This is a genomic window from uncultured Tateyamaria sp., from assembly GCF_947504105.1.
GTDB lineage: Bacteria > Pseudomonadota > Alphaproteobacteria > Rhodobacterales > Rhodobacteraceae > Tateyamaria.
Genome location: NZ_CANNGP010000001.1, coordinates 40,741 through 63,857 on the forward strand (window position 1 = coordinate 40,741; position 23,117 = coordinate 63,857).

General features: G+C 61.5%; 22 protein-coding genes and 1 pseudogene. 11 read left to right on the top strand and 12 right to left on the bottom strand.

Translation table 11 applies throughout. The features are described from left to right. Positions 1–26: 26 nt before the first annotated feature. Positions 27–554 (bottom strand): component of SufBCD complex, encoded by a 528-nt coding sequence (locus tag Q1A75_RS00175; protein WP_299555017.1) that lies wholly within the window; start codon positions 552–554, stop codon positions 27–29. Positions 555–692: 138 nt separating this feature from the next. Between Q1A75_RS00175 and hemB the strand changes: the two genes are divergently transcribed. Continuing rightward, entirely contained in the window at positions 693–1,694 is a 1,002-nt protein-coding gene (gene hemB, locus Q1A75_RS00180) for a porphobilinogen synthase (protein ID WP_299555044.1), read from the top strand. Positions 1,695–1,793: 99 nt separating this feature from the next. Then, positions 1,794–2,147 (top strand): annotated as a pseudogene (locus Q1A75_RS00185) (LysE family translocator); the annotation flags it as partial. 19 nt (positions 2,148–2,166) lie between these two features. On the opposite strand, the gene Q1A75_RS00190 reads toward Q1A75_RS00185, so the two are convergent. Continuing rightward, a complete protein-coding gene (locus Q1A75_RS00190) occupies positions 2,167–2,499 on the bottom strand; it encodes a hypothetical protein (protein WP_299555047.1) in 333 nt (110 codons plus the stop codon). A gap of 36 nt (positions 2,500–2,535) precedes the next feature. Between Q1A75_RS00190 and Q1A75_RS00195 the strand changes: the two genes are divergently transcribed. Further along, positions 2,536–3,102 carry a YSC84-related protein gene (locus tag Q1A75_RS00195; protein ID WP_299555020.1) on the top strand — a complete coding sequence of 189 codons (567 nt, stop codon included), beginning with the start codon at positions 2,536–2,538 and terminating at the stop codon, positions 3,100–3,102. A 63-nt stretch (positions 3,103–3,165) separates the two neighbouring features. Here the strand turns inward: Q1A75_RS00195 and Q1A75_RS00200 are convergent, their stop codons facing one another. Beyond that, positions 3,166–4,038 carry an NAD(P)-dependent oxidoreductase gene (locus Q1A75_RS00200; RefSeq protein WP_299555023.1) on the bottom strand — a complete coding sequence of 291 codons (873 nt, stop codon included), beginning with the start codon at positions 4,036–4,038 and terminating at the stop codon, positions 3,166–3,168. A 107-nt stretch (positions 4,039–4,145) separates the two neighbouring features. Here Q1A75_RS00200 and Q1A75_RS00205 point away from each other — a divergent pair, with 107 nt between their 5' ends. Further along, complete coding sequence (locus Q1A75_RS00205; RefSeq protein ID WP_299555026.1) at positions 4,146–6,611, top strand: penicillin acylase family protein; 2,466 nt, start codon at positions 4,146–4,148, stop codon at positions 6,609–6,611. Then, the gene (locus Q1A75_RS00210; protein WP_299555029.1) at positions 6,608–7,150 is read left to right on the top strand and encodes a pseudouridine synthase; all 543 of its coding nucleotides are present in this window, start codon (positions 6,608–6,610) and stop codon (positions 7,148–7,150) included. Before Q1A75_RS00205 ends, Q1A75_RS00210 begins: the two co-directional genes overlap by 4 nt. A gap of 77 nt (positions 7,151–7,227) precedes the next feature. On the opposite strand, the gene hflX is transcribed toward Q1A75_RS00210, so the two are convergent. The 4 genes from hflX to trkA all read right to left on the bottom strand — a co-directional run bounded on the left by hflX (position 7,228) and on the right by trkA (position 11,790). Then, entirely contained in the window at positions 7,228–8,499 is a 1,272-nt protein-coding gene (gene hflX, locus Q1A75_RS00215) for a GTPase HflX (protein ID WP_299555032.1), read from the bottom strand. Then, positions 8,499–8,738 carry an RNA chaperone Hfq gene (hfq, locus tag Q1A75_RS00220; protein WP_007119530.1) on the bottom strand — a complete coding sequence of 80 codons (240 nt, stop codon included), beginning with the start codon at positions 8,736–8,738 and terminating at the stop codon, positions 8,499–8,501. The genes hflX and hfq overlap by 1 nt, the downstream gene beginning before the upstream one ends. A 128-nt stretch (positions 8,739–8,866) precedes the next feature. Then, positions 8,867–10,414, bottom strand: a complete 1,548-nt coding sequence (locus tag Q1A75_RS00225) for a potassium transporter TrkG (protein ID WP_299591782.1) — start codon at positions 10,412–10,414, stop codon at positions 8,867–8,869. Next, positions 10,414–11,790, bottom strand: coding sequence for a Trk system potassium transporter TrkA (trkA, locus tag Q1A75_RS00230; protein WP_299546416.1), 1,377 nt, complete (start codon positions 11,788–11,790; stop codon positions 10,414–10,416). The genes Q1A75_RS00225 and trkA overlap by 1 nt, the downstream gene beginning before the upstream one ends. 146 nt (positions 11,791–11,936) lie before the next feature. On the opposite strand from trkA, the gene Q1A75_RS00235 reads away from it, so the two are divergent. Further along, positions 11,937–12,398: a hypothetical protein gene (locus Q1A75_RS00235; protein ID WP_299546418.1), complete on the top strand. Its 462-nt coding sequence runs from the start codon at positions 11,937–11,939 to the stop codon at positions 12,396–12,398. A gap of 2 nt (positions 12,399–12,400) precedes the next feature. Continuing rightward, the gene (locus Q1A75_RS00240; RefSeq protein WP_299546420.1) at positions 12,401–13,414 is read left to right on the top strand and encodes an ester cyclase; all 1,014 of its coding nucleotides are present in this window, start codon (positions 12,401–12,403) and stop codon (positions 13,412–13,414) included. 76 nt (positions 13,415–13,490) lie between these two features. Here the strand turns inward: Q1A75_RS00240 and Q1A75_RS00245 are convergent, their stop codons facing one another. From Q1A75_RS00245 to dusB, 5 genes are all read right to left on the bottom strand, one after another. Further along, a complete protein-coding gene (locus Q1A75_RS00245) occupies positions 13,491–14,903 on the bottom strand; it encodes a sigma-54 dependent transcriptional regulator (protein ID WP_299546422.1) in 1,413 nt (470 codons plus the stop codon). Then, positions 14,900–17,110 carry a PAS domain-containing sensor histidine kinase gene (locus tag Q1A75_RS00250; RefSeq protein ID WP_299638637.1) on the bottom strand — a complete coding sequence of 737 codons (2,211 nt, stop codon included), beginning with the start codon at positions 17,108–17,110 and terminating at the stop codon, positions 14,900–14,902. The genes Q1A75_RS00245 and Q1A75_RS00250 overlap by 4 nt, the downstream gene beginning before the upstream one ends. Positions 17,111–17,241: 131 nt before the next feature. After that, positions 17,242–18,603: a response regulator gene (locus tag Q1A75_RS00255; RefSeq protein ID WP_299546426.1), complete on the bottom strand. Its 1,362-nt coding sequence runs from the start codon at positions 18,601–18,603 to the stop codon at positions 17,242–17,244. 3 nt (positions 18,604–18,606) lie between these two features. Beyond that, on the bottom strand, positions 18,607–19,698 hold the full coding sequence (locus Q1A75_RS00260) for an ATP-binding protein (protein ID WP_299546428.1): 1,092 nt from the start codon (positions 19,696–19,698) through the stop codon (positions 18,607–18,609). Further along, positions 19,695–20,654, bottom strand: coding sequence for a tRNA dihydrouridine synthase DusB (gene dusB / locus Q1A75_RS00265; protein WP_299546430.1), 960 nt, complete (start codon positions 20,652–20,654; stop codon positions 19,695–19,697). Before dusB ends, Q1A75_RS00260 begins: the two co-directional genes overlap by 4 nt. A 203-nt stretch (positions 20,655–20,857) precedes the next feature. Here dusB and ispD point away from each other — a divergent pair, with 203 nt between their 5' ends. Genes ispD through Q1A75_RS00285 form a run of 4 tightly spaced genes read left to right on the top strand, consistent with a single transcriptional unit; the run spans position 20,858 to position 22,953 of the window. Beyond that, complete coding sequence (ispD, locus tag Q1A75_RS00270; protein ID WP_299546432.1) at positions 20,858–21,523, top strand: 2-C-methyl-D-erythritol 4-phosphate cytidylyltransferase; 666 nt, start codon at positions 20,858–20,860, stop codon at positions 21,521–21,523. Next, positions 21,513–21,992, top strand: a complete 480-nt coding sequence (ispF, locus tag Q1A75_RS00275; protein WP_299546434.1) for a 2-C-methyl-D-erythritol 2,4-cyclodiphosphate synthase — start codon at positions 21,513–21,515, stop codon at positions 21,990–21,992. Before ispD ends, ispF begins: the two co-directional genes overlap by 11 nt. Then, positions 21,989–22,483, top strand: coding sequence for a phosphatidylglycerophosphatase A (locus tag Q1A75_RS00280; protein WP_299546436.1), 495 nt, complete (start codon positions 21,989–21,991; stop codon positions 22,481–22,483). The genes ispF and Q1A75_RS00280 overlap by 4 nt, the downstream gene beginning before the upstream one ends. Beyond that, positions 22,480–22,953, top strand: coding sequence for a CinA family protein (locus tag Q1A75_RS00285; RefSeq protein ID WP_299546438.1), 474 nt, complete (start codon positions 22,480–22,482; stop codon positions 22,951–22,953). Before Q1A75_RS00280 ends, Q1A75_RS00285 begins: the two co-directional genes overlap by 4 nt. Positions 22,954–23,117 lie beyond the last annotated feature (164 nt).

Sequence of the window (23,117 nt, forward strand, 5' to 3'; positions counted from 1 at the left end):
TTCAATTGGGTCTTTCGGCTCAACTGTCAACCGCCGAAAGGGCCAATCGACAGGTTCTGATACATGCCCCACAGAGCAGTGATGAAAATCGACACCATGCCGATAGCCTGCACGATGGTCCGGTGACGGGTCAAACGCCGCCATAACGCCTCGCCCGTCGCCTGTTCATCCTGAATCAGCCGCGCTGTCGATAGGTTCAACGCCCCCACCATGCTCATGGGAAAACCCAGTAGAAACAAGGCCTGCGCAAACTCGACGCGATACACGAACCCCAACAGCGCAAGACCGGTCAGCAGGAAGCAGGCCAATCCCAGCAACCACAACCCCGACACCCGACCAATAAAAAGAAGACGATTGGTGTTGATGCGGACAAGGTCCTCAAGATCCTCGGCCGCCTGACCACCATGGCGACGTGCACGCGCCACCATGTCATACGGCACGCCCAGCACCCAATGGCTTGCTGTCGACCACACAACCGCCAGCGCGATCCAGAACCACAGGTTCGAGAACGAGCGCATATCGATCAATTCAAAGATTGTGTCGTACCAGTCCACGCGCTGTCCTGTTGCCCCGCGCAGGGGCTTCTTGCCTGAGTTGACGTCCCTCTTAGCGCGGAGACGACACGGTGCCTAGACTTGGCAACTGCAAAAATCCATGCCACCCATGCACTGTCACCCAAACCGGACACTTTCATGCGCCCCACCCAAGCATCCTACCCTGCCACCCGTCTGCGTCGCACCCGCCAAAGCCCCGCGATCCGAGGGCTCGTGCGCCAAAATACGCTGACGGTAGATGATTTCATCTGGCCCATCTTCGTCCGCAGCGGCGAAGGCATCGAAGAACCCATTCCTTCCATGCCGGGTGTCGTCCGCCGGTCGGTCGACAAGGCGGTCGAGGCTGCCCGTGAAGCGGCCGATCTTGGCATCCCGGCCATCTGCATCTTCCCCTATACCGGGCTCGAAGAACGGACCGAGGATTGCGCAGGCGCGTGGGACCCCGAAAACCACGCCAACCGGGCCATCCGCGCCATCAAACAGGCCGTGCCGGACATCGCGATCATGACGGACGTGGCGCTTGATACCTACAACATCAACGGGCATGACGGCTTTGTCGAAAACGGCGAGATCGTGAATGACCGCTCGGTTGAAGCCCTGGTCAAAATGGCGCTCAGCCAGGCCGAGGCCGGCGCAGACATCATCGGCCCCTCGGACATGATGGACGGACGTATCGGCGCGATCCGGCAAGCGCTAGAGGGCGCAGGCCACCAGAACGTGATGATCCTCAGCTATGCCGCCAAATATGCCTCCGCCTTCTACGGCCCCTTCCGCGACGCGGTCGGGGCATCGGGCGCACTGACCGGCGACAAGAAAACCTACCAGATGGACCCCGGCAACTCGGACGAGGCGCTGCGTCTGATCGAACGGGACCTGGCCGAAGGGGCCGACATGGTCATGGTCAAACCCGGCCTGCCCTATCTCGACATCTGCCGCCGGGTCAAAGACAGCTTCGGCGCGCCCACCTTCGCCTACCAGGTGTCGGGCGAATACGCGATGATCGAGGCGGCCAGCGCCAACGGCTGGGTGGACCATGACCGCGTGATGATGGAAAGCCTGATGGCGTTCAAACGGGCGGGCTGCGACGGCATACTGACCTATTTCGCACCGGCGGCGGCGCGGCTGTTGGCAAAAGGCTAGCTTGTGCTTGATCAGCTCAACCTCTGGATCATTGTGGGCGCTGCGCTGCTCGGTGGCCTGACCCCCGGCCCCGCCGTTCTGGCGATTGCTGGCACATCGATGGCCCGCGGGCGCGCAGTTGGGCTTGCGCTTGCTTGGGGCGTGTCCAGCGGATCGGTGATCTGGGCTGCCGCCGCCGCGCTTGGCTTCGGCGCGATCCTGCTGGCGAACCAATGGCTTCTGGAAACCGTGCGCTATGCAGGCGCGGCCTATCTTGCATGGTTGGGTCTGAAATCCGCCCGCGCAGCACTGCAAGATCGGCCACTCACCCCACAAGACATCGGCACCGCTTCCTATGCGCGATGCTGGGCTCAGGGTGCGCTGATTCACCTGACGAATCCAAAGGCGGTCATGTTCTGGGGATCAATCATGGCCATCGGCCTGAAACCCGGCGCAGATGCGACCGGCGTGGCCACGCTCGTTGCCATTTGTATCACCATCTCATTTGTCCTGATGACCGGTTACGCGCTTTTTGTTTTCCAGCGCGACAGCCACCCGCGCCTATCTGAAACTGCGCCGTCTCTTCGAAGCGACGTTCGCGCTTTTCTTTGGCGCGGCCGCCTGGCACCTGCTCACGCAGCGTTCCGCCTGACAGGTCCATTCCATGTTGCAGGACAAGACCGGGACCTAAACAGCCGACCGGACGAGCCACCGGAAAATTACACGATGAAAAACGCCGAAAAAACATGGCAGAAACCCGCGCACCTCTCACCATGTAGTGACAGGCACGCGCAATCGGCGTATATTTGCGCACAAGCGCGGCCAAACCGCGCACAACCAAGAGAAATACAGGCGGTTCAAAATGAAAACGAACGGGATCTCGCGGCGTGCCTTCGCCGCAGGGGCGCTGGCTGGCACGGGGCTGCTGGCGGCATGTGGAAACGGTGTAGGCAGCCGTGGCAGCGCGCTGATCGACAGCCGCGTGGATGTCACGCTGGAAGAGATGTATCGCAGCTACCCTAATACGGTGGACCTTGCGCAAAAGGCCAACGGCATGCTGGTCATGCCATTGGTGACCGAAGCCGGCTTCGGCTTTGGCGGAGCGTATGGACGAGGTGCACTGCGCGTCGACAACGTGACCGTCGACTACTATTCGGTCGTCAAAGGGTCAGGCGGCCTGCAGATCGGCGCACAGCAATTCGCGCATGTTCTGTTCTTTATGACGCCAGAAGCTCTGACAGACTTCCGCCGCAGCCCCGGTTGGGCGGCTGGCGCGGATCTTGAATATGTGGTGTCCGATCAGGGCGACAGCGTTGCCGCAGATACAACAACGGCACTGTCCCCGGTTCTGGCCGCGGTCTTTGCCCGCGCGGGCCTGCGCATCGGCGCCACACTCGAGGGCACCAAATACACGCGGATTATCCCCTAAGCATCAAGGGTCGGCGGGTGGGCGACTTGGCAAAGCCAAGAGTGCACCCGCCGACGTGCTACATCAGCCGATGTTGCGCAGCCGTTTGAACAGGCTGGACGTATCCCAACGCCCGCCGCCCATTTTCTGCACATCCTTATAGAACTGGTCGACCAGCGCCGTCACGGGCAGGCTGGCCCCATTCTCGTCCGCCGTGTCCAGACAGATGCCCAGATCTTTGCGCATCCAATCCGTGGCAAAGCCATGGTCAAAGTGATCGTCCAGCATGGTTTCGTACCGGTTCGACATTTGCCACGACCCGGCAGCCCCCTGCGAGATCACCTCGACCACCGCGCGCCCATCAAGACCCGCCTTTTCGGCAAAGTGCAGCGCCTCGGACAGCCCCTGAACCACTCCCGCAATGGCAATCTGGTTGCACATCTTGGTCATCTGGCCCGCACCGCTGTCACCGATGCGACGGCACAACTTGGCATAGGCCTGCAGGATGGGTTCAGCCCGGGCATAAACGCCCTGGTCGCCGCCACACATGATCGACAGCTGGCCGTTCTCGGCCCCCGCCTGCCCGCCTGAAATCGGCGCATCGACAAAGCTGACCTGCCTGGCATCGGCAGCCGCATACAGCTCTGCCGTTACCTTGGCAGAGACAGTAGTATGATCAACAAAGACGGTGCCACTGCCCATCCCCGCAAAAGCACCACTGTCACCCAGACAGACCGATCGCAAATCGTCGTCATTGCCGACACATGCCAGCACGAAATCCGCGCCCTCGGCTGCGGCGCGCGGCGTGGTTGCCATCGCGCCACCGTTGGTATTCACCCAATCCTGCGCCCGTGACGCCGTGCGGTTGAACACGGTGACATCGTGCCCTGCCTTAAGCAGATGCCCAGCCATCGGGGCGCCCATGACGCCCATACCCAAGAATGCCAGTTTTGCCATCGTGATCCCTCGTATCTTTGCACCGCCTGCGGCTTGCGCTTCCGTCCCTGCCTACCTAACAGTCGTGGCCCAAGGGTCAACGCAGCAACACGAAGGAGACGAACAGAATGGTAGTGGTGTTTCAGTGGCTTGTCCGCCTGACGGCGGCGCTGATCGTGCTGGCTGTTCTGGGTGTGGGCATGGTGTATTACCTCGCCGCACGGTCTCTGCCAAATTACGACGCACGTGTGCGTGTGCCTGCTATCTCTGCCCCGGTCGAGATCGTGCGCGACAACGCCAACGTCCCGCACATCTTTGGTGAGACGGACGCAGACGTATTTCACGGCCTGGGCTTTGCCCATGCGCAGGACCGATTGTGGCAAATGATGATGCTGCGCCGCACAGCACAAGGGCGACTCAGCGAGCTTTTTGGCATGACGACCGTTGATGTCGACAGCTTCGTCCGCCGACTTGATATCTATCGCCTGTCCGTCCAATCGGTCGAAGCGCAGGACCCGGCCACCCGCGCCGCCCTCGAAGCCTATGCCTCTGGTGTGAATGCCCGTCTCGACCAGATCAATGCCGAGGCTCTGGGGCGCGGCGCGCCTGAGATGTTTTTGTTCAACACACCGTTGGCGCCCTGGCGGCCCGCCGACAGTATCGCCGTGGCCAAGCTCATGGGCCTGCAACTGTCCGGACACCTGAGCGAGGAAGTGCTTCGGGCGCGTATGTCACTGGCCCTCGACGACCCTGCCCGGCTGGCAGATATTCTGCCCGACGTGCCGGGTGAAGGCATTGCCAGCCTGCCCGAATACGCCGCGCTCGTTCCAGGCGTGGAACAGGACTACGCCGTTGCAGACGTCAAAACCCACCCCCTCTCGCCCTTCAAACCCCGCGGCTTTTCAGGCGCCTCCAATGCCTGGGCCGCCGCCACGGCACGCTCGGCATCCGGCGGCACCTTACTGGCCAATGACCCGCATCTTGGCTTTTCCGCCCCCGCGATCTGGTATCTTGCCCGGCTTGAGCTGCGCACCGGTGGCGTGATCGGCGGCACGATCCCCGGCATGCCCACGGTCCTCACCGGACGTTCCGACCGTCTCGGCTGGGGCCTCACCACCGCCTATGTCGATGATCAGGATGTGTTCATTGAGGAACTGAACCCCGAAAACCCGTCCGAGTACCGCACCCCCACGGGCTGGAAAGAGTTCGAAAGCCGCGACTCGATCCTGCAAATCGCGGATGAGGACCCCATCACGCTGACCCTGCGCTGGACTGACAACGGCCCCGTCCTGCCCGGCAGCTTCCGCAACCTGCGCTCCGTCACACCGCCGGGTCATGTCGCCGCCCTCAGCTGGACCGTGCTCAGCCCGCGCGACACCTCCTTGTCGGCCGCCATGGGGATCATGAAATCGCAAACGGTGGCCGAAGCCATCACAGCCGGCGAAGACTACGTTGCACCCGCCCAGAACATCACTCTGGTCTACCGCGGCTCAATCGCGATGAAAACCATTGGCGCGGTCCCGAAACGCAGCGAAGCCCACCAAAGCCAGGGTCGGCTCCCCTCCCTCGGTTGGCGGGCCGAAAACCGCTGGCAAGGGCGCATGGCCTATACTTCGAACCCCGGCTTCGTCTCACCTGTGGGCGGCATCCTCGGCAACACCAACAACAAGACGGTCGACCGTCCCTTTCCCAACCACATCAGCTTTGTCTGGGGCGACACCCAGCGCGTACAACGCTGGCGGCGCCTGATGCAGGCGCGCGAGGTGCACACCCGCGACAGCTTCATCGAAGCGCAACTCGACACGGTCAGCTTCACCGCCCGCTCGCTCCTGCCGCTGATCGGGGCGGAGCTTTGGTTCACGGGAGAGGCAGCCCCGTCAGACACACCCGAACGCCAACGCCAACGTGCCCTCGCGCTGCTTGCCGAGTGGAACGGCGAAATGAACGAACACTGGCCCGAGCCACTGATTTACGCCGCGTGGCTGCGCAAGCTTCAGGACAGGCTGATCCGGGATGAACTCGGACCGATGGCCGATACGCTAACGCATGTGGAACCACTGTTCATCGAACGCGTCTTTCGCAACGTGGGTGGCGCGGGCATCTGGTGCGACGTCCGCCAGTCCGCCCCGGTCGAAACCTGCCCCGACATGGCAAGGCTGGCCCTCGACGATGCGCTGCTCGAAATCAATGAAACTTATGGCAGCCAGCTCGAATCCCTGCGCTGGGGTGACGCGCACCAGGCCACCCACGACCACCAGGTGCTGGGCGAGGTGCCGATCCTGCGTTACTTCGTCAACATCCGGCAAAGCACATCCGGTGGCGACAACACGCTTTTGCGCGGATTGACCAAGGGAACCGGCCCCGACCCGTTCCACAATGTCCACGGCGCAGGCTACCGCGGCGTCTACGACTTCGCCGATCCAAATTCCTCGGTCTTTGTCATCTCGACCGGGCAATCGGGCCACTTTCTGTCCCGCCACTACGACGATATGGCCCAGCTGTGGCGACGCGGCGAATACATCCCGATGTCACTGGACGAAGGGCTGGCCCGCGCCGCCGCCGTTGGGGTCACGCGGCTTGAGCCGCTGCAATGACGACAATCCTGTTCAACAAACCCTACGGCGTGCTGTCGCAATTCACCGACAAAGGGACCCAAGGCTCGCCCCGTCCCACCCTCTCAAACTACATCGATGTGCCGGGCGTCTACGCCGCGGGCAGACTGGACCGTGACAGCGAAGGGCTGATGGTTCTGACCAGCGACGGCAAGTTGCAGGCCAAGATCGCGCACCCAAAGTACAAAGCGCCCAAGACCTACCTTGCACAGGTCGAAGGCACCGTGACCGACGGCGCGCTCCAAGCCTTGCGCACAGGCATCACGCTCAAGGACGGCCCGACAAAACCGGCCAAGGCCCGCGCCATTGCGCCGCCAGATGTCTGGGACCGCGATCCACCCATCCGCGTGCGCAGATCCGTGCCTGACAGTTGGTTGGCGCTCACCATTGTCGAAGGGCGCAACCGGCAGGTCAGGCGGATGACGGCACATGTGGGCCTTCCCACGCTGCGGCTGATCCGGGTCCGCATCGACGCTTGGACATTGGACGATCTGTACCCCGGTGAATGGCGCCCGGTATGATCAGAATTTGACACGGGTTCTGAAAAGGTTTCGGCTCCAACCCGGAGAATCGTGTCAATTTCCAGATATCTTCCGCGTCAAAGACCCTCGAATCGTGCTTTCTGGATCGCAGTCCAACGCACGTCGAACTCGAACCCCTCTTCGCCCTGCCGCTCGGCCTGCACCACGTCCTGCTCGAACAACCACGCGCGCTTGCGCCCCTCGGCATAGGGCAAAATCAGCGTCTCTTCGGTCACGGCGCCCTGCAACGTGTCGGCCACGTTCACCAGCAGAGCCGCGATCCCCTCACCGGTGATCGCCGACATGGCAAAAACGTCGTCCTCTCGCTTGGCACGTGCGCGGACCGCATCCGCCTCATCATCAGGCAACAGGTCAATCTTGTTCCAGACCTCAACCATCTCACGACCTTCGCCCACACCCAGATCGGTCAGAATGGTGCGTACATCCTCGGCCTGCGCGTCGGTTTCGGGGTGCGAGATATCACGCACATGCAGAATCACATCCGCCGCCAGAACCTCTTCCAATGTCGCCCGGAACGACGCAACCAACTCGGTTGGCAAGTCCGAGATAAATCCAACCGTGTCCGACAGGATCACTTCGGGGCCGTCTTCCAACTCCACCCGTCGCATGGTCGGGTCCAAAGTGGCGAACAGCATATCCTTGGCCATCACATCCGCCCCGGTCAGGCGGTTGAATAAAGTCGATTTGCCAGCGTTTGTGTATCCGACAAGGGCTACAATCGGATATGGGACCTTGGCCCGCGCTGCCCGGTGCAGGGTCCGCGTCTTGACCACTTTGTCCAGCTGACGACGCAGCCGCACCAGCTGCGTGTCGATGGCACGGCGGTCCGCCTCGATCTGCGTTTCACCAGGACCGCCCACAAACCCCAGCCCGCCGCGCTGGCGTTCCAGGTGGGTCCATGCACGAACAAGACGTGTGCGTTGATAGCTCAGCGCCGCCATCTCGACCTGCAGCACACCTTCGCGGGTTGCGGCACGGTCGCTGAAAATCTCCAAAATCAGGCCTGTGCGATCGAGCAGCTTGACCTTCCAAGCCTTTTCGAGATTGCGCTGTTGCACGGGCGTGACCGGCCCGTCGATCAGCACAAGCTCAACGTCGGCCTCCTTGATACGTTCGGCGAGTTCCTCGATCTTGCCGGACCCGAACAGCAGGCCAGCACGGACGCGTGGCAACGGCACAATCTCGCTGCCCACCACCTCGAGCTCGAGCAGCGCATGGGCCAAAGACACGGCTTCGGCCAGCGCGAATTTCGCTTCGCGCCGGTCAGGATCAGATTTGATATCGGGGTGGAGCACCCACGCGCGGGTAAACTCCGGCAGCTCACCCATCAAGAAGCGTCTTCGCCCTCATACAGGCTGATCGGCTGGCTTGGCATGATGGTCGAGATGGCGTGTTTATAGACAAGCTGGCTTTGACCATCGCGGCGCAACAGGACACAGAAGTTGTCAAACCACGTGATAACCCCCTGCAATTTCACACCATTGATCAGGAAGATGGTCACGGGCACCTTGGTCTTGCGCACGTGATTCAGAAATGCATCTTGTAAATTTTGTCGGTCCGAAGCCATGTCGGTTAACCCTTTTTTTCTTGCTAGGCCTGCGGATCAGACCGTCCCTCCGGACAGAGTATGTCTTGGGGCTTGGGAAGATTCCAGCCCAAAAAACAGTCCGTTACGGACCTACCGCGAAGGCCCGCCTACCCGCGCCACAAATCGGGTGTAAAAAGTGCGATGATGGCCAGTGTCTCCAGCCGCCCCAACACCATGGCGGCGATAAAGATCGTCTTGGCCCCGCCATTCAATTCGATCAGGGCAATCGGGGCATCCGCAGCCACCTCCAAAAGTGGTCCGGTGGTCGACAGCCCCGACACCGCAAGGACCAAGGCAGTGTCAAAGGCCACCCCGGTCAGCGTCAGCAGGATCGTGATCAGCGCAAGCGTCAGGGCAAAGAGCATGAAGAATATCCAGGCGATGAATGCACCATCCTTTTGCAGACGCCGCGCGCGCGGTCCGGCACTGCTGACCGATGATGGATGCACCAGCCGTTCCATCTCGCGCACGCCGTTGCGATAAAGTGCAAACACGCGCAATAGCTTGACCCCACCCGCCGTGGTGGCGACCCCCCCGCCGATCAGCGCCAACCCCATCAGCAACAGACCCGGGGTCAGGAGCCCGGACCAGGCTTGGGCATCTGCCCAATGCGCAGATGCAAAACCGGTCGTGGTCAGAAAGGACAACACTGTAAACGCGCTGCCCCAAAGTGCGCGACCTGCATCCACCACGTCACGCTCGGCCGCAACGTCGAAGGCGCCAAGGAAATGGCGTAGAAACAGGAACACAGGCACCGCAACCACAACCGCTATGCCAATGCGAAACTCCGGGTCCTGCGGCAGTCCACCCGATTCAGCTGTGGTCGTATCGGTTGAAAAGGTCAGGCGCGATAAGGCGAACAGCATGAACAGCAGCATCACCGCCTCACCCGCCATGCCAGAGCCACCTCCGCCCAGCCCCCCGACAGGCGATATGCCAGAGGTCGCCATGATCGCCATGGCGTGACAAATGGCGATCAGTCCCACATCTCCGCCCACAGCAAGCAGAACCCACAACAGCAGGGTCAGACCCGCGTAGATCGGGATCAGAACCGCCGACACCTTGGCCAGACGGCGCCGTACCTCTGGGGCGGTCATGCCGATCTCCCGGCTGGCGCTGCGCCCCGGTTCGGCGCGGGCGGTCACTTCGAACCCACCAAGGTTAAGGGGCGCCAGAATGGCCGAAGCGGCCACCCACATCAGCAACCCGCCCAACCAGCCCACAAGTGAGCGCCAAAGATGCAAGGTGCCGTTCAACCGCCCCGGATCATCGAACATCGTGGCACCGGTCGTGGTGATGGCGCTGACCATTTCGACATAAGCGTTCAGGAACGTCGTGGTGCGCAGGCCCTCGTAGAACGGCACGGCAAGAATGACGGGCAAGATGACAAAGGCGCTCATCAGGGACAGAAGCGGCCCCAACGTACCATGCCGCGGATCGCGCCCCGCATGCGCCAGGCCGATAAGGCCAAAGATCACCACCCCAAGAACACCCGAGTACAGAAATGCCCGCGCTGCCACGAGGTCCCGCACCACACCGCCATATATGGCGGGCACCAGCATAGCCGCGGAAAAGACGCCAAACAGCAACAGGAACAGCGGCAGTTGCAGAACCGACGCCCAGAACGGTTGCCGCGGTTGCGCGCGCCCCTGCATCAGAAAAAGTCGATGGACACCTGCATCAGGCGCTCCACCTCGGGCACGTCGGTGGCCAGGGCAAAGATGGCGATCACATCACCCTCGTCAATGCGGGTGCTGCCCACCGGCCGGATCACATCGTCCCCCTTGCGCACAGCCCCGATCAAAACGCCCTCAGGAAAATCAATCTCGTTGATCTTCTTGCCCGCCAGGGGTGAGGTCGACAGCACCTCGGCCTCTATCACCTCGGCGTCCGCATCCCCGATGGAATAGACCGAGCGCACGCGCCCATGCCGAATGTGGCGCAGGATCGACGACACCGTTGTGGCACGCGGATTGATATAGGCGTCAATACCAAGCGGTCCCATCATAGGCACCAACGTGGGATCGTTGATCAGGGCAATGGCATAGGGGCAGCCCTCGGCCTTGGCGCGTACGGCGGCCAGCATGTTCGTTTTGTCATCATCAGTCACGGCCAGCATGGCATCGGCGCGCGACACGCCCGCCTCGGCCAACAGGGTCACGTCCAGACCATCCCCGTTCAAGACAATGGTACGCTCAAGCGCCTCGGCCGCCAGTTCGGCACAGCTTCGGTTGCGCTCGATCACCTTGGCGCGCACGCGGCTCGCACGCTGTTCAAGGGCGCGGGCCACGGTCAGGCCGACATTGCCACCGCCCACCAGAACCACACGCTCTTGCTTGCGCATCGTCTTGCCAAACACCTCCATGGTGCGCGGCACATCATCCACATGGGCAAAGACATAGGCCTCGTCCCCGGCAAACAGCTGGTCGGACGCTTCGGGGGCAAAGAGCATCCCGTCGCGGCGCACACCCACGACGACCACGCGCAGGGTCGAAAACAGGTCGGTCAGCTGACGCAGTGGAGTATTCAGAACCGGGCAATCCGCGTCCAACGCGATGCCCAGAAGCTGTGCCTGCCCATCAATGAACAGTTCGGTATCAAATGCGGCAGGTGCACTGAGACGCTGCAAGGCTGCGGCGGCCACCTCGCGCTCGGGCGAAATCACCACATCGATGGGCATGTGATCGCGCCGATACAAGTCGGAATAAATGGCGGTCAGGTAGGACTGACTGCGCAGACGCGCGATCTTGCGGTTTACGCCAAACACGGAATGGGCCACCTGGCAGGTGACCATGTTCACCTCGTCCGAATAAGTTGCAGCGATCACCATATCGGCATCGCGCGCACCCGCGCGGTCCAGCACATCGGGGTAACTGGCAAAGCCCGCCACACCCTGCACATCCAGCGTGTCAGTGGCCCGACGCACCAGATCGGGATCACTATCGACCACCGTGACGTCGTTGCGCTCGCCCGAAAGATGGCGCGCAATCTGCCACCCCACCTGGCCAGCCCCGCAGATGATGACCTTCATCCATGTCCCCGTTTTGACGTGCCGCATCGCAGCACATTCAGCCTCTTTGCATGACAGACGGGGCGCAGGCGGTCAACGTTTGCGCAAAGTCAGCCAACGGGCATTCGTGAATTGTCAAACCGGACGGGCTTCGGCAAGATCAGGGCATGCGCGCCATCGTCACTCTTCTCACCCCTCTGGTTCTGTCCGCGTGCCTGCCGCTGTCAACCTACTATGCCGAGGGCGTCAGCTTTGCCCAATTCGAACGGGACAACACCAATTGCGATGTGCGTGCATTGCGCGATGCCCCTGTAGCAAACCAGGTCCGGCAAGGCGCACCACGCTATATTCCGCGCCGGATCTGCAACAAGGACGGTGATTGCTACAGCCGCGGCTACTGGGTGCCCGGTGACGTGTATTCGGTTGACGTGAACGCCAATCTGCGCTCCCGGGTCAAGGGGCAGTGCATGGGGGATCGTGGTTACCGTCCTGTCGAAATTCCTGCCTGCCCGCAGGGGGTTGCAAATGCCGCCCCGCCCGGCCCCTCAAGCACGCTGCCCCGGCTGAACGCCCGCAGCTGCGCCATCAAGACCGGCGATGGCCGGTTCCGCGTCGTTACCCAAGGATAAACATGACCACAGACCTCGCCCGGGCCAAAGCCGTTGTGCTAGCCCATCACGCCGCCCTCGGGCGCGCCGAACCCGGATGCTGCGCCACCGCGCTGTCGCAGCACTTTCTGCCCGACACGCTGTGGCGCGGCATGCACCCGTTCCACGAACAGCGCGGTCCCCAAGCGGTGGCCGAGGCATTCTGGTCCCCCTTCCTGACCGCCATGTCCCGCGTGCAGCGACGGCAGGATGTCTTCTTTGCCGGACACAACCATCTGGACGAAGGGGGCGGCACTTGGGTCGCGTCCATGGGTCATCTCATGGGTCTCTTCGATGCGCCTTTCCTTGGTATCCAGCCCACGCGCAAGATTGTCATGGTCCGCTATGCCGAGTTTTCGCGGGTCGAAGACGACCGAATTGTCGAACAGGCGTTGTTTGTCGATCTGCTGCACTTGATGGCACAGGCAGGTCAATATCCCCTGCCCGGTATGACCGGCGCGCAACTGGTTCAACCCGGGCCGATGACACATGACGGCCTGCTCTTTGACGATCAGGACCCCGCGGTCGGTCAGGACACACTCGACCGGATTCACGCGATGATGGACGCAATCACGCAGGCCAACGCAACCGAAGCCCCGCCGTCACCGCAAGAGGAACTGGCCCGCGACTGGCATGATGACATGACTTGGTGGGGCCCGACCGGGATCGGTGCAACCTACACAATCGACCGCTACATCGAACAGCATCAGCGTCCGTTCCGTACGCAGCTTGGCGCGCGTACGTTCAACGGCCACATCTGCCGCATGGCCGAAGGAAACTATGGTGGCTTCTTTGGCTGGCCAAACCTGACGATGGAATGCAGTGGTCCCTATCTCGGTCTACCGCCCTCGGGCCAAAAGGCGGATATGCGGGTGGTCGACATCTATCGTCGCGACGGTGACAAGCTGGCTGAGAACTGGGTGTTCATCGACATGCTGCATTTCCTGAACATGCAAGGACTCGATGTTCTGGCGCAGCTGGATGTGCGCAAAGGTTAACGCATTTTAACCTTTGCGAATTTCAAGTCTCTGTTTTTGTTGAATTTTCCGAATCTGTCCCCGCGGGGACAGATTTTCAGCTTGCCTGCACCTCTTCCTCATCCAGATGCGCCACCCGCGCACCCGCCTTGGACGACGTGACAACGCCCAGCGATTTCAGTTTCCGGTGCAACGCCGAACGCTCCATGCCAACAAAGTTCGCGGTCCGGCTGATGTTGCCACCAAAGCGGTTGATCTGGGTCAGCAGATACTCCCGCTCGAATGCCTCTCGCGCCTCTCGCAGAGGCAGAGTTGCCAGGGCGCCAGACAGAACCACGCGGCCCTCTTCGCCCGTGGGCTCTTCGGAGCCAGGCAGTTCCTTGGCGTCGATGGGTCCAGTCCCGTCGCCGAGGATCAACACCCGCTCCACCATGTTCTTGAGTTGCCGCACATTGCCCGGCCACACCATCGTCTGCATCAGCGCCGCCGCATCCTCGCTCAGGTCGCGTTTGGGCAGTCCCTGGGCCGTGTTGCACTCCTCGATGAAATGCGCGGCGAGCACCGGGATATCCTCGCGCCGCTCTTCAAGACTCGGCACCGCAATCGGCACGACGTTCAGGCGGTGATACAGTTCCTGCCGGAAGGTCTCGGCCGCGATAGCCTGCTCCAGATCGCGGTTAGTGGAGGAGATGACGCGCAGGTCCACACGCACCTTATCGGTGCCGCCCACCCGCTGGAACTGCTGGTCTACAAGCACACGCAGGATCTTGGACTGGGTGCCGATGGGCATATCTGCCACCTCGTCGAAATAGATCACCCCACCATGCGCTTGTTCCAGCAGACCGGGCTCTACCCCACGTTCACCGCCCTCCTTGCCGAACAGAACCTCTTCCATCGTTTCAGGCGCCACGCCGGCACAATTCACGGTGACAAAAGGGGCATCCGCCCGGTTTGAATTGGCGTGAATATAGCGCGCGGCGACTTCCTTGCCCGACCCCGCGGGGCCCGTAAGCATTATGCGACCATTGGATTTGGTCACCTTGTCGAGTTGCGAGATCAGCGCGCGGAAGCTGGCAGAAGCGCCGATCATCTTGGCTTGTGCCACCTCCGGACGACGCAGGCTCTGGTTTTCGCGGCGCAGACGCGAGGTTTCCATGGCCCGGCGGATGACAACCAGCAACTGGTCTATGTTGAACGGTTTTTCGATGAAGTCGTAAGCGCCCTGCTTGATCGCCGCCACCGCGATCTCGATATTGCCATGGCCCGAAATGATGACCACCGGCACCCCCGGATTGTCGCGCTTGACCGCCTTCAGAATGTCGATCCCATCCATCCTGCTGTCTTTGAGCCAGATATCGAGGATCATCAGCGCGGGTTCGGTCGCGTCGATCTCGGCCATCGCGTCGTCAGAGTTGCCCGCAAGCCGGGTGGAAAACCCTTCGTCCTTGAGGATGTCCGAGATTAGCTCCCGGATGTCCCGTTCGTCGTCCACGATCAGAATGTCACTCATACTGCTTCCTCTTCCTCAACTGCTGTGGCGGGCACCATGACAGGCAGCGTTATTACAGCCATTGCCCCGCTATGGGTCTGGCCCTCGAACGGGGCCGCGTCTTCGAGGGTCAGGGTACCCCCGTGTTCTTCGATGATCTTCTTGACGATGGGCAGGCCAAGGCCGGTGCCTTCGTCCCGCGTTGTCACGTAAGGCTCAAACAGGCGCGCCCTGTCTTCGGGCAAGCCAATGCCATTGTCGGAGATGGTGATCGTGGCACCGATCGGGCCTGTTTTCATGGCAACTTCGATGCGAGGCACATGCCCATCTGGGTTTCCATTTTTCTTCAAACTTTCAATGGCTTCACCGCCATTCTTCACCAAGTTTGTAAGCGCCTGGGAAATCATTGTCGCATCCACTTCGGCATGCACGGCATGGCCCGGGAGATTGGCAACGATCATCACATCCGGCTGGCCGGATTGCTGCAACACCACGGCATCCTGCACCAGCTTGGTCAGGTCATGGCTTTTGCGATCCGGTTCCGGCATCCGGGCGAATTTCGAGAATTCGTCCACGATACGCCGCAGGTCACCCGTCTGGCGCACGATCACATCGGTCATCTGCTCAAGGCTGTCGCTGTCTTCGCCCACTTTGGGGCTAAACTTGCGCTTGATCCGTTCGGCGCTGAGCTGAATGGGGGTGAGCGGGTTCTTGATCTCGTGTGCGATGCGGCGGGCCACATCCCCCCATGCAGCCATGCGCTGTGCGGACACCAGATCGGTCACGTCATCAAAGGCGACCACGTAGCCCTCAAGTGCACCGTCGATACTGCGCCGGGTGGCCATCCGGACCAGCAGGTTTTCCAGGCGACCCGCGCGTGTCACCTTGACTTCCCCTGTCGCCACCTCGTTCGGGCTGGCTTTGAGCAACGCAAAGAGAGCCGCAAATTCGGGAACTGCCACGGCAAGCGGGACCGCCTCGCGCTCTTCTTGCCAATTCAGCAACTGCGCGCCCGAACGGTTCACGAAAGTGATCCGTCCGCTGGCATCCACTCCGACCACGCCCGAGGTGACGGAGCTGAGGACCGAGTCGAACAGGCGACGGCGGCGTTCGATCTGTTCGGTGTTTGACAACAAGGTTTGGCGCTGGCCCTTGAGCTGCTTGGTCATCTGGTTGAAGTAGCGGCCCAGCATGGCGATTTCGTCGTCGCCTTCTTCCTCGCGCACCTGCACGTCGAGGTCCCCGGCCCCAACCCGCTGCGCCGCACCTGTCAGGCGCCCAACCGGGCCGGAGAGACGTTCAGCAAACCAAAGCCCAAGCCAGATCGCAGCAAGAATCAGGATGACCGCAAAGCCCAGATACAAAAGACCAAACTGAAACAGCACCGTACCCCGTTCGCTTTCAAGCTGCTGGTAGAGCCGTACCGTTTCCTTGGTTTCGTCCAGAAGGGACAGGATTTCGCCGTCCACCTCACGGCTCACATACAGGAACCGATCCACATAGCTGGCCAGCGGCACAAGGGCGCGAAATTCGTTATTCGTCCAGTCCTGTATGACCAGCCCACCCGTATCAATGGATTGCGAGATTTGGTCCGGCGACGGCTTTTCGAAGTTGAAGAGGTAGGATCGGTCACCCCGGGCGCGCAGTTCACCTGTGCCATCCACAAGGAACGCTTCGCGCAAGCCGCGCTGTACTTGTATTTGGCCCTCACTCAGCACCTCGCGATCACCGACCACCTGGGTGCCGCGCACAGTATCGATATAACGGGCCAATGCGCGGGCGTCCGTGATCAGGTCGCTGCGTTGTTCTGATTCATACGCCTCGGCCGCCGCCAACGATGCCCCAACCACACGACTGACCCGATCCGAGAACCACCCCTCAAGTCCGATATTCACCGTCAGTCCCGCGAACACGGCAACCGTCACGGTCGGGATCAGGGCCAGAAGCGCGAAAACGGCAGCAAGCCGCAGGTGTAGTCGTGACCCCGCCGACTTGGCGCGCCGCGCCGCGACGAGCCGCGCAATCTGCGACAACACCAGCGCACCCAGAACAATAACGTAGACAAGGTCAGCCAGCAGAACGAGCCGCAGCGACAGTGCATTTGCGCCCTGGTCAAGCGGTCCAAGAACAAGAAACGTCGCAAGCGCGAGCACCGGCCCCAAGAGCACAAGACCCAAGGTTGCTGCGTTGCGCACCCGTCTGCGTCGCCGCAGACGGCCCAGCGTCAACCACCAGCTGGTGCGTGTTCCGGATGCCACGTGGCCCGCCCTCGATGATGTGGCACCGATGGTGCCGTACCGCCATATCCAGTGATCCGGGGGACAAGTGCGCCCCATCGGCCACGGGTTGTGTGGCAGTATTACATCAATTTGCGGCGGCGTGTCACCTCAATATCCAAATCTGTAATTTTCTTGCGCAACGTATTTCGGTTGATGCCCAGCAGGTCCGCGCATTTCGCTTGGTTTCCACCCGTTGCGTCGAGGGCAATCTCTATCAGCGGAGCTTCGACTTCGCGCAGAATGCGTTGGTACAGGCCGGGGGGCGGAAGCATGTTGCCGTGCAGGTCGAAGTACCGTTTGAGGTGGCGACCGACAGAAGCCCCGAGCTTTTCCGTATCGCCCGCGCTGCGGATCGGTTCGAGTTCGGGCTGGCTGCCCAAGACCTGTTCCACCTCGGAAGCCGAAATTTCGAGCGCGCGGCTGGTCAGCCCAAGCCGCCGAACCGCGTTTTCCAACTGCCGGACGTTTCCAGGCCAGGAATATGTACGGAAAATTTCGGCCGCTGCTTCTGACAACACCCGGCGCGGCTGGCCAGTCTTTTCACCTCGGACCAGGAAGTGGTCGGCCAGAAGCGGGATATCATCGACCCGTTCGCGCAGGGCCGGCACGTTCAGCGTGGCACCGGAAAGGCGGTAGTACAGGTCCTTGCGCACCTGTCCTGCCTCCATCGCCGCGGTCAGGTCCGTTTGCGAGGTGGCGAGGAACCGCGGGACATATTCACCGGGCGTGTCCATCATGCGCACGATACGCGCCTGGATTTCCTCAGGGATATCACCGATTTCATCGATCAGGAGCGTGCCGCCCTTGACCCGCGCCAGAACACGGGCGGGCCCTTCGAGGTCTCGCAGTTCGGCTGCCGTCACAGTGACAAAGGGCAGCGTGCGTCTGTCGGAGAAGTCGTGGATCGCCCGCGCGATCAGCGATTTGCCCGTGCCGCTTTCACCCCAGATCAGCACCGGCAGGTCTGTGTTCATCACCCGCGCCACAACGCGGTAGAGCGCCTGCATGATTGCCGTGCGCCCGACGAGGGGCAATTCGTCCGGGCGGTCCGTGCCCCCTTCGCGCGTCGGGGCATGTGCCTTCTGTTCAAGCGCCTTGGCCGTGCGTTTCATCAGATCAGGCAGGTCGAACGGTTTCGGCAGATAATCGTAGGCTTCCGCCTCGGCCGCCTGAATTGCCGTCATGATGGTGTTTTGCGCGCTGATCACGATCACGGGCAAACCGGGCCTGTCTTCACTGATCTTGGGCAGCATTTCGAGGCCATTGCCGTCGGGCATCATCACGTCCGAAATCACGACGTCGCCCTTGCCCTCGCCCACCCAGCGCATCAGCGTGGTCAGGCTGGAGGTCGCGTGCACCTTGCACCCGGCGCGGGTCAGCGCCTGGGTCAGAACGGTGCGGATCGTGCGGTCGTCATCAGCGACAAGAACGGTGCCATCCATATGCTAGTCCTTTGTTTGGTCAGGGCCCGGTTGGGCAGATTTTGGGGCGCGCGGCAGCGACAGGCGGAACACTGTCTTGCCGGGCACAGAGGTGACTGAAATCCAGCCGCCGTGGTCCGAGATGATCTTGGAGACGAGGGCAAGGCCAAGGCCGGTGCCGTTTTCCTTGCCCGACACGAAGGGGTCGAAGATGTCGGCGGCGATGGCATCAGGCAAGCCCGGGCCGTCGTCGATGATCTCGACCTGCAGGGGCAAGGATTGGCCCGCGCCATCGGCCCGGCGCAAGCGGTAGGAATGTTCGAAATAGCTGTGCAGGCGAATGGTGCCACCGCCGTCTCCTGCTGCCTCTGAGGCGTTTTTCAGCAAGTTCAGGACCACCTGAAGCAACTTGTCCGGATCGCCACAGGCCAATGGCAGCGATGGGTCATAGTCTTCGATGATTTTCATCTGGGCGCCGAAGCCCAGCAGCGCCGAGCGGCGCGCGCGGTCCAGCACGTCGTGTATGTTCACTGCCTTAAGGTCGGGGGGCGAGAGATTGCCGAACTGTTCGACCTGTTCGAGCAGCTTCACGATGCGCCGTCCTTCTTCCACGATCAGATCGGTCAACTCCAGATCCTCGGGCTTGAGGTTCATGCTGAGCAGCTGCGCCGCCCCCGTGATGCCCGCCAGAGGGTTCTTGATTTCATGCGCAAGCATCTCGGCCATCCCGATGGCAGACTTGGCCGCGGACTTGACCGAATGGTTCTGCGTCATCCGGCCCGACAGTTCGCGGGGTGAAATCATCAGGACCATGTGATCCGGTGCACCGATCAGCGGGGCGATTTGCAGCGCGCATTGCAGCGGTGCACGTTGTCCATGGCCGACATCTACATCGTTGACGAACAGCGGTGTGCCGTTCTTGCGGGCGCGGGCAAGGCTTTCTTCAAGCGGCGCATCGACCGCCAATTCATCCCATAGCGGCAGACCTTTCATCGTCTTGACCGACGAATTGAAGAACCCCTCGGCCGCCGAGTTGATGTCTACGATCTCGTCTTGCGGCCCGATGATGATGACCGGCACGGGCAGCGAGGCCCAGAGATCGCCTGCCCCGGTCATGCGGCAGCCATCCCCGTTTCGGCGCACAGCGCACGCGGCAGCAGATCCATCGTGGCCCCCGGTGTCTTGGCCGTCAGAACAGCGCGACGCAGGTCGGCAGATGTGCCAGCGGTGTCCATGAACCAGCCCAGATGCTTGCGCGCCACGCGCAGCCCCAGCAGATCGCCATAAAAGCGCAGCATCTCGTCATAGTGGGCCATCACCATCTCGGCAAAGGCATCCCCCTTGGGCACAGTTGGCGCCGGGGCTCCATAGAGCGCGTGCGCAACTTCAGCCAACAACCAAGGTTTGCCCTGCGCACCGCGCCCGATCATCACACCATGTGCGCCAGACTGATCCAAAGCTTGCTTTGCCGTGGGAGCGTCCACGATATCGCCATTGGCTATCACCGGAATATTCACCGCATCGACCACCGCTCGGATCGCTGCCCAGTTGGCGCAGCCCTTGTAGAACTGGCACCGTGTGCGGCCATGGATCACGATTTGCCGGATGCCTGCGGCCTCGGCCCGTGCAGCAATGTCCGGCGCATTCATCAGCGCATCATCCCAACCCAAACGGGTTTTAAGTGTCACCGGGATATCGACCGCATTCACGACCGCTTCGATCAACGTCAGGGCGTGATCCGGGTCGCGCATCAGGGCAGAGCCGGAATAACCATTCACAACCTTCTTGGCGGGGCAGCCCATGTTGATGTCTATGACACGCGCGCCCTGACCGGCGACCATACGGGCCGCTTCGGCCATCGGGGCCGCCTCTCGTCCCGCGAGCTGCACGGCTGTTCCGTCGGCACCGAGGCCGAGTTCGGCTTTTTCGCGGCTGCCCGGGCGCGCGTTCAGCATATCGTGGCTTGCCACCATCTCGGACACGACCATGCCCGCCCCGAACCGGGCTACGAGAGACCGGAACGGAAGATCGGTGATTCCGGCCATCGGGGCCAGCATCACGGGTGCTGTCATGTCGAGGGGGCCTGTGACCATACGATCTGCCTAATCCTTGTGCGATACTGTGTGGTATCTCAGGCGCAGGGTTTTCTCAATCAACCCAACACTGTTTCGGTCCCACTGCACAGTGGGTTGCCTAAAATTTAAGCAACACCTCTGGTCATGGACAGGCCGCACGTCACCGCCTAGAGATCGGGTATGACGTGGAAAGACAAAGAATGACGCGCGCCGCAGCGGTGATTGTGGCCGCGGGCCGCGGTGTGCGGGCCGGAGGCGATGTGCCCAAGCAATGGCGCAACCTAGCGGGGCGCCCTGTTGTGGCATATACGCTGGGCGCCTTTGTCGAACATCCGGGTATTTCGCAGGTGGTGCTGGTTTTGCATCCCGATGATGCAGACCGAGTGACTGAAGTTGCAGCCGATGACGCAACGGTTGTGTATGGCGGCGCGGACCGTGCCGCATCCGTTGCAAATGGTTTGGCAGCCGTCGCCAATTCAGAGGTCGTATTGATCCACGACGTCGCACGCCCCCTGGTCACAGCTACAACTATTACAGCAGTGCTGGATGCCTTGGAACAAAATGCCGGTGCGGCCCCGGCGCTGCCTGTCACCGATGCCCTATGGACCGGGAACGACGGTTTGGTAACGGGTATGCAGCGCCGCGAAGGTTTGTACCGGGCGCAGACACCACAGGGTTTTCATCTTGAAGCGATCCGCGCTGCACATGCCGCCCACCCCGGCGGCGCAGCGGATGACGTGGAGGTTGCCCGCGCGCACGGTTTGACTGTTGCCATCGTACCCGGCGACGAGGACAATCTGAAAATCACTTTGCCTGCGGATTTCGCGCGGGCGGAACGGATCTTGCGAGGGCGCGATGGACATTAGACTGGGCAACGGATTCGATGTGCATGCCTTTGGCCCCGGCGATCATGTGACGTTGTGCGGCGTTCAGGTCCCACACAATCGGGGGCTTGTCGGTCATTCCGATGCGGATGTGGGCCTGCACACGGTCACCGACGCGATCTATGGCGCGCTGGCGCAGGGTGACATCGGGCAGCATTTCCCCCCATCGGATCCACAATGGAAAGGGGCCGCAAGTGACATATTTCTCAGCCATGCAGTGGGTATGGCGCGCGACATGGGGTTCGATATTTCCAATGTCGACTGCACGCTCATCTGTGAAGCGCCCAAGATCGGGCCACACGCTGCGCAGATGCGGGCCGTGATGGCCAAGATCATGGGGCTGGATGCGAACCGCGTATCGGTCAAGGCAACCACGTCAGAGCGCCTGGGCTTTACCGGGCGGAGCGAAGGCATCGCCTGCATCGCCACAGCCGCATTGGTCAAGCCATGATTGCCCGTATTCTGAGCACTGTCTGTTTCGTGGGATATCTGCGCCCTGCGCCCGGGACATGGGGATCGTTTGTGGCACTACCCCTGGGGTGGGCACTACATCAGCTCGGTGGCTTTCCGGTGCTGGCATTGGCAGCTGGAGCGTATTTCGTCGCAGCTTGGTGGGCCACGGCGCAGATGACTGCGGACGGGAGTGATCACGATCCGTCCGAGATTGTCGCTGACGAGGTTGTGGGCCAGTGGATAGCATTGTTCCCGCTAAGCTATGCGGCGTGGGATCGTGGTTTGGACATTCTGGTCATGTGGCCCGGTTGGATCGCTGCCTTTGTCTTGTTTCGCCTGTTCGATATCTGGAAACCGTGGCTTGTGGGATGGGCTGATCGGCGTGGCGATGCGCTGGGTGTGATGCTTGATGACGTAATCGCCGGAGTGTTCGCCGCAATCGGCGTGCTGGTTCTGGCCGCATTGGCACATGGGGTTCTGATGACATGAGTTTCACATCAGAAGTTATTGATTTAGCTAAAAAACACGAGGTAATGATCGCAACTGCGGAAAGCTGCACGGGGGGCATGGTATCAGCTGCTTTGACAGACATCCCGGGCGCGTCTGCCGTGGTGGAACGGGCTTTCGTCACCTATAGCAACCAAGCGAAGATGGATATGCTAGGCGTGGCGGCTGCCACACTGGAGGCTCATGGCGCCGTCAGCGAGGACGTCGCCGCCGAGATGGCAACAGGTGCGCTAACACGTGCGCCCGTGCAACTGGCCGTGTCGATCACAGGCATCGCCGGACCAGGCGGATCTGAGTTCAAACCCGAGGGACGGGTGTGTTTTGGCGTTGCCGATGCGACGGGCGTGAGTACCGAGACCGTGGACTTTGGTGCGCGGGGCCGCGACAGCGTGCGCGCTGCGGCGCGGGATCACGCACTGACGCTGTTGAAGAGCGCCCTTGATACAGCCTAAGGCTACCTTTTAAATTTGCACATTTTTTATGCGATATGGCCATTGGTGCGCCTAAAAACAGTGCAATGCACCAAATGCCCGCAGAATTGGCGCGCCTGACCAAACACGCCTCTTTTTTTTGCATCACCTGTCAGCCACAGGACCGCGCATATAAAAATTCCGGA

Bases quoted from the DNA above. Each gene is read 5' to 3' on its own strand.
- hemB (WP_299555044.1), top strand. From the start codon at position 693: ATGCGCCCCACCCAAGCATCCTACCCTGCCACCCGTCTGCGTCGCACC.
- Q1A75_RS00195 (WP_299555020.1), top strand. From the start codon at position 2,536: ATGAAAACGAACGGGATCTCGCGGCGTGCCTTCGCCGCAGGGGCGCTG.
- Q1A75_RS00200 (WP_299555023.1), bottom strand. From the start codon at position 4,038: ATGGCAAAACTGGCATTCTTGGGTATGGGCGTCATGGGCGCCCCGATG.
- Q1A75_RS00205 (WP_299555026.1), top strand. From the start codon at position 4,146: ATGGTAGTGGTGTTTCAGTGGCTTGTCCGCCTGACGGCGGCGCTGATC.
- Q1A75_RS00210 (WP_299555029.1), top strand. From the start codon at position 6,608: ATGACGACAATCCTGTTCAACAAACCCTACGGCGTGCTGTCGCAATTC.
- hflX (WP_299555032.1), bottom strand. From the start codon at position 8,499: ATGGGTGAGCTGCCGGAGTTTACCCGCGCGTGGGTGCTCCACCCCGAT.
- hfq (WP_007119530.1), bottom strand. From the start codon at position 8,738: ATGGCTTCGGACCGACAAAATTTACAAGATGCATTTCTGAATCACGTG.
- Q1A75_RS00225 (WP_299591782.1), bottom strand. From the start codon at position 10,414: ATGCAGGGGCGCGCGCAACCGCGGCAACCGTTCTGGGCGTCGGTTCTG.
- trkA (WP_299546416.1), bottom strand. From the start codon at position 11,790: ATGAAGGTCATCATCTGCGGGGCTGGCCAGGTGGGGTGGCAGATTGCG.
- Q1A75_RS00235 (WP_299546418.1), top strand. From the start codon at position 11,937: ATGCGCGCCATCGTCACTCTTCTCACCCCTCTGGTTCTGTCCGCGTGC.
- Q1A75_RS00240 (WP_299546420.1), top strand. From the start codon at position 12,401: ATGACCACAGACCTCGCCCGGGCCAAAGCCGTTGTGCTAGCCCATCAC.
- Q1A75_RS00245 (WP_299546422.1), bottom strand. From the start codon at position 14,903: ATGAGTGACATTCTGATCGTGGACGACGAACGGGACATCCGGGAGCTA.
- Q1A75_RS00255 (WP_299546426.1), bottom strand. From the start codon at position 18,603: ATGGATGGCACCGTTCTTGTCGCTGATGACGACCGCACGATCCGCACC.
- Q1A75_RS00260 (WP_299546428.1), bottom strand. From the start codon at position 19,698: ATGACCGGGGCAGGCGATCTCTGGGCCTCGCTGCCCGTGCCGGTCATC.
- dusB (WP_299546430.1), bottom strand. From the start codon at position 20,654: ATGACAGCACCCGTGATGCTGGCCCCGATGGCCGGAATCACCGATCTT.
- ispD (WP_299546432.1), top strand. From the start codon at position 20,858: ATGACGCGCGCCGCAGCGGTGATTGTGGCCGCGGGCCGCGGTGTGCGG.
- ispF (WP_299546434.1), top strand. From the start codon at position 21,513: ATGGACATTAGACTGGGCAACGGATTCGATGTGCATGCCTTTGGCCCC.
- Q1A75_RS00280 (WP_299546436.1), top strand. From the start codon at position 21,989: ATGATTGCCCGTATTCTGAGCACTGTCTGTTTCGTGGGATATCTGCGC.
- Q1A75_RS00285 (WP_299546438.1), top strand. From the start codon at position 22,480: ATGAGTTTCACATCAGAAGTTATTGATTTAGCTAAAAAACACGAGGTA.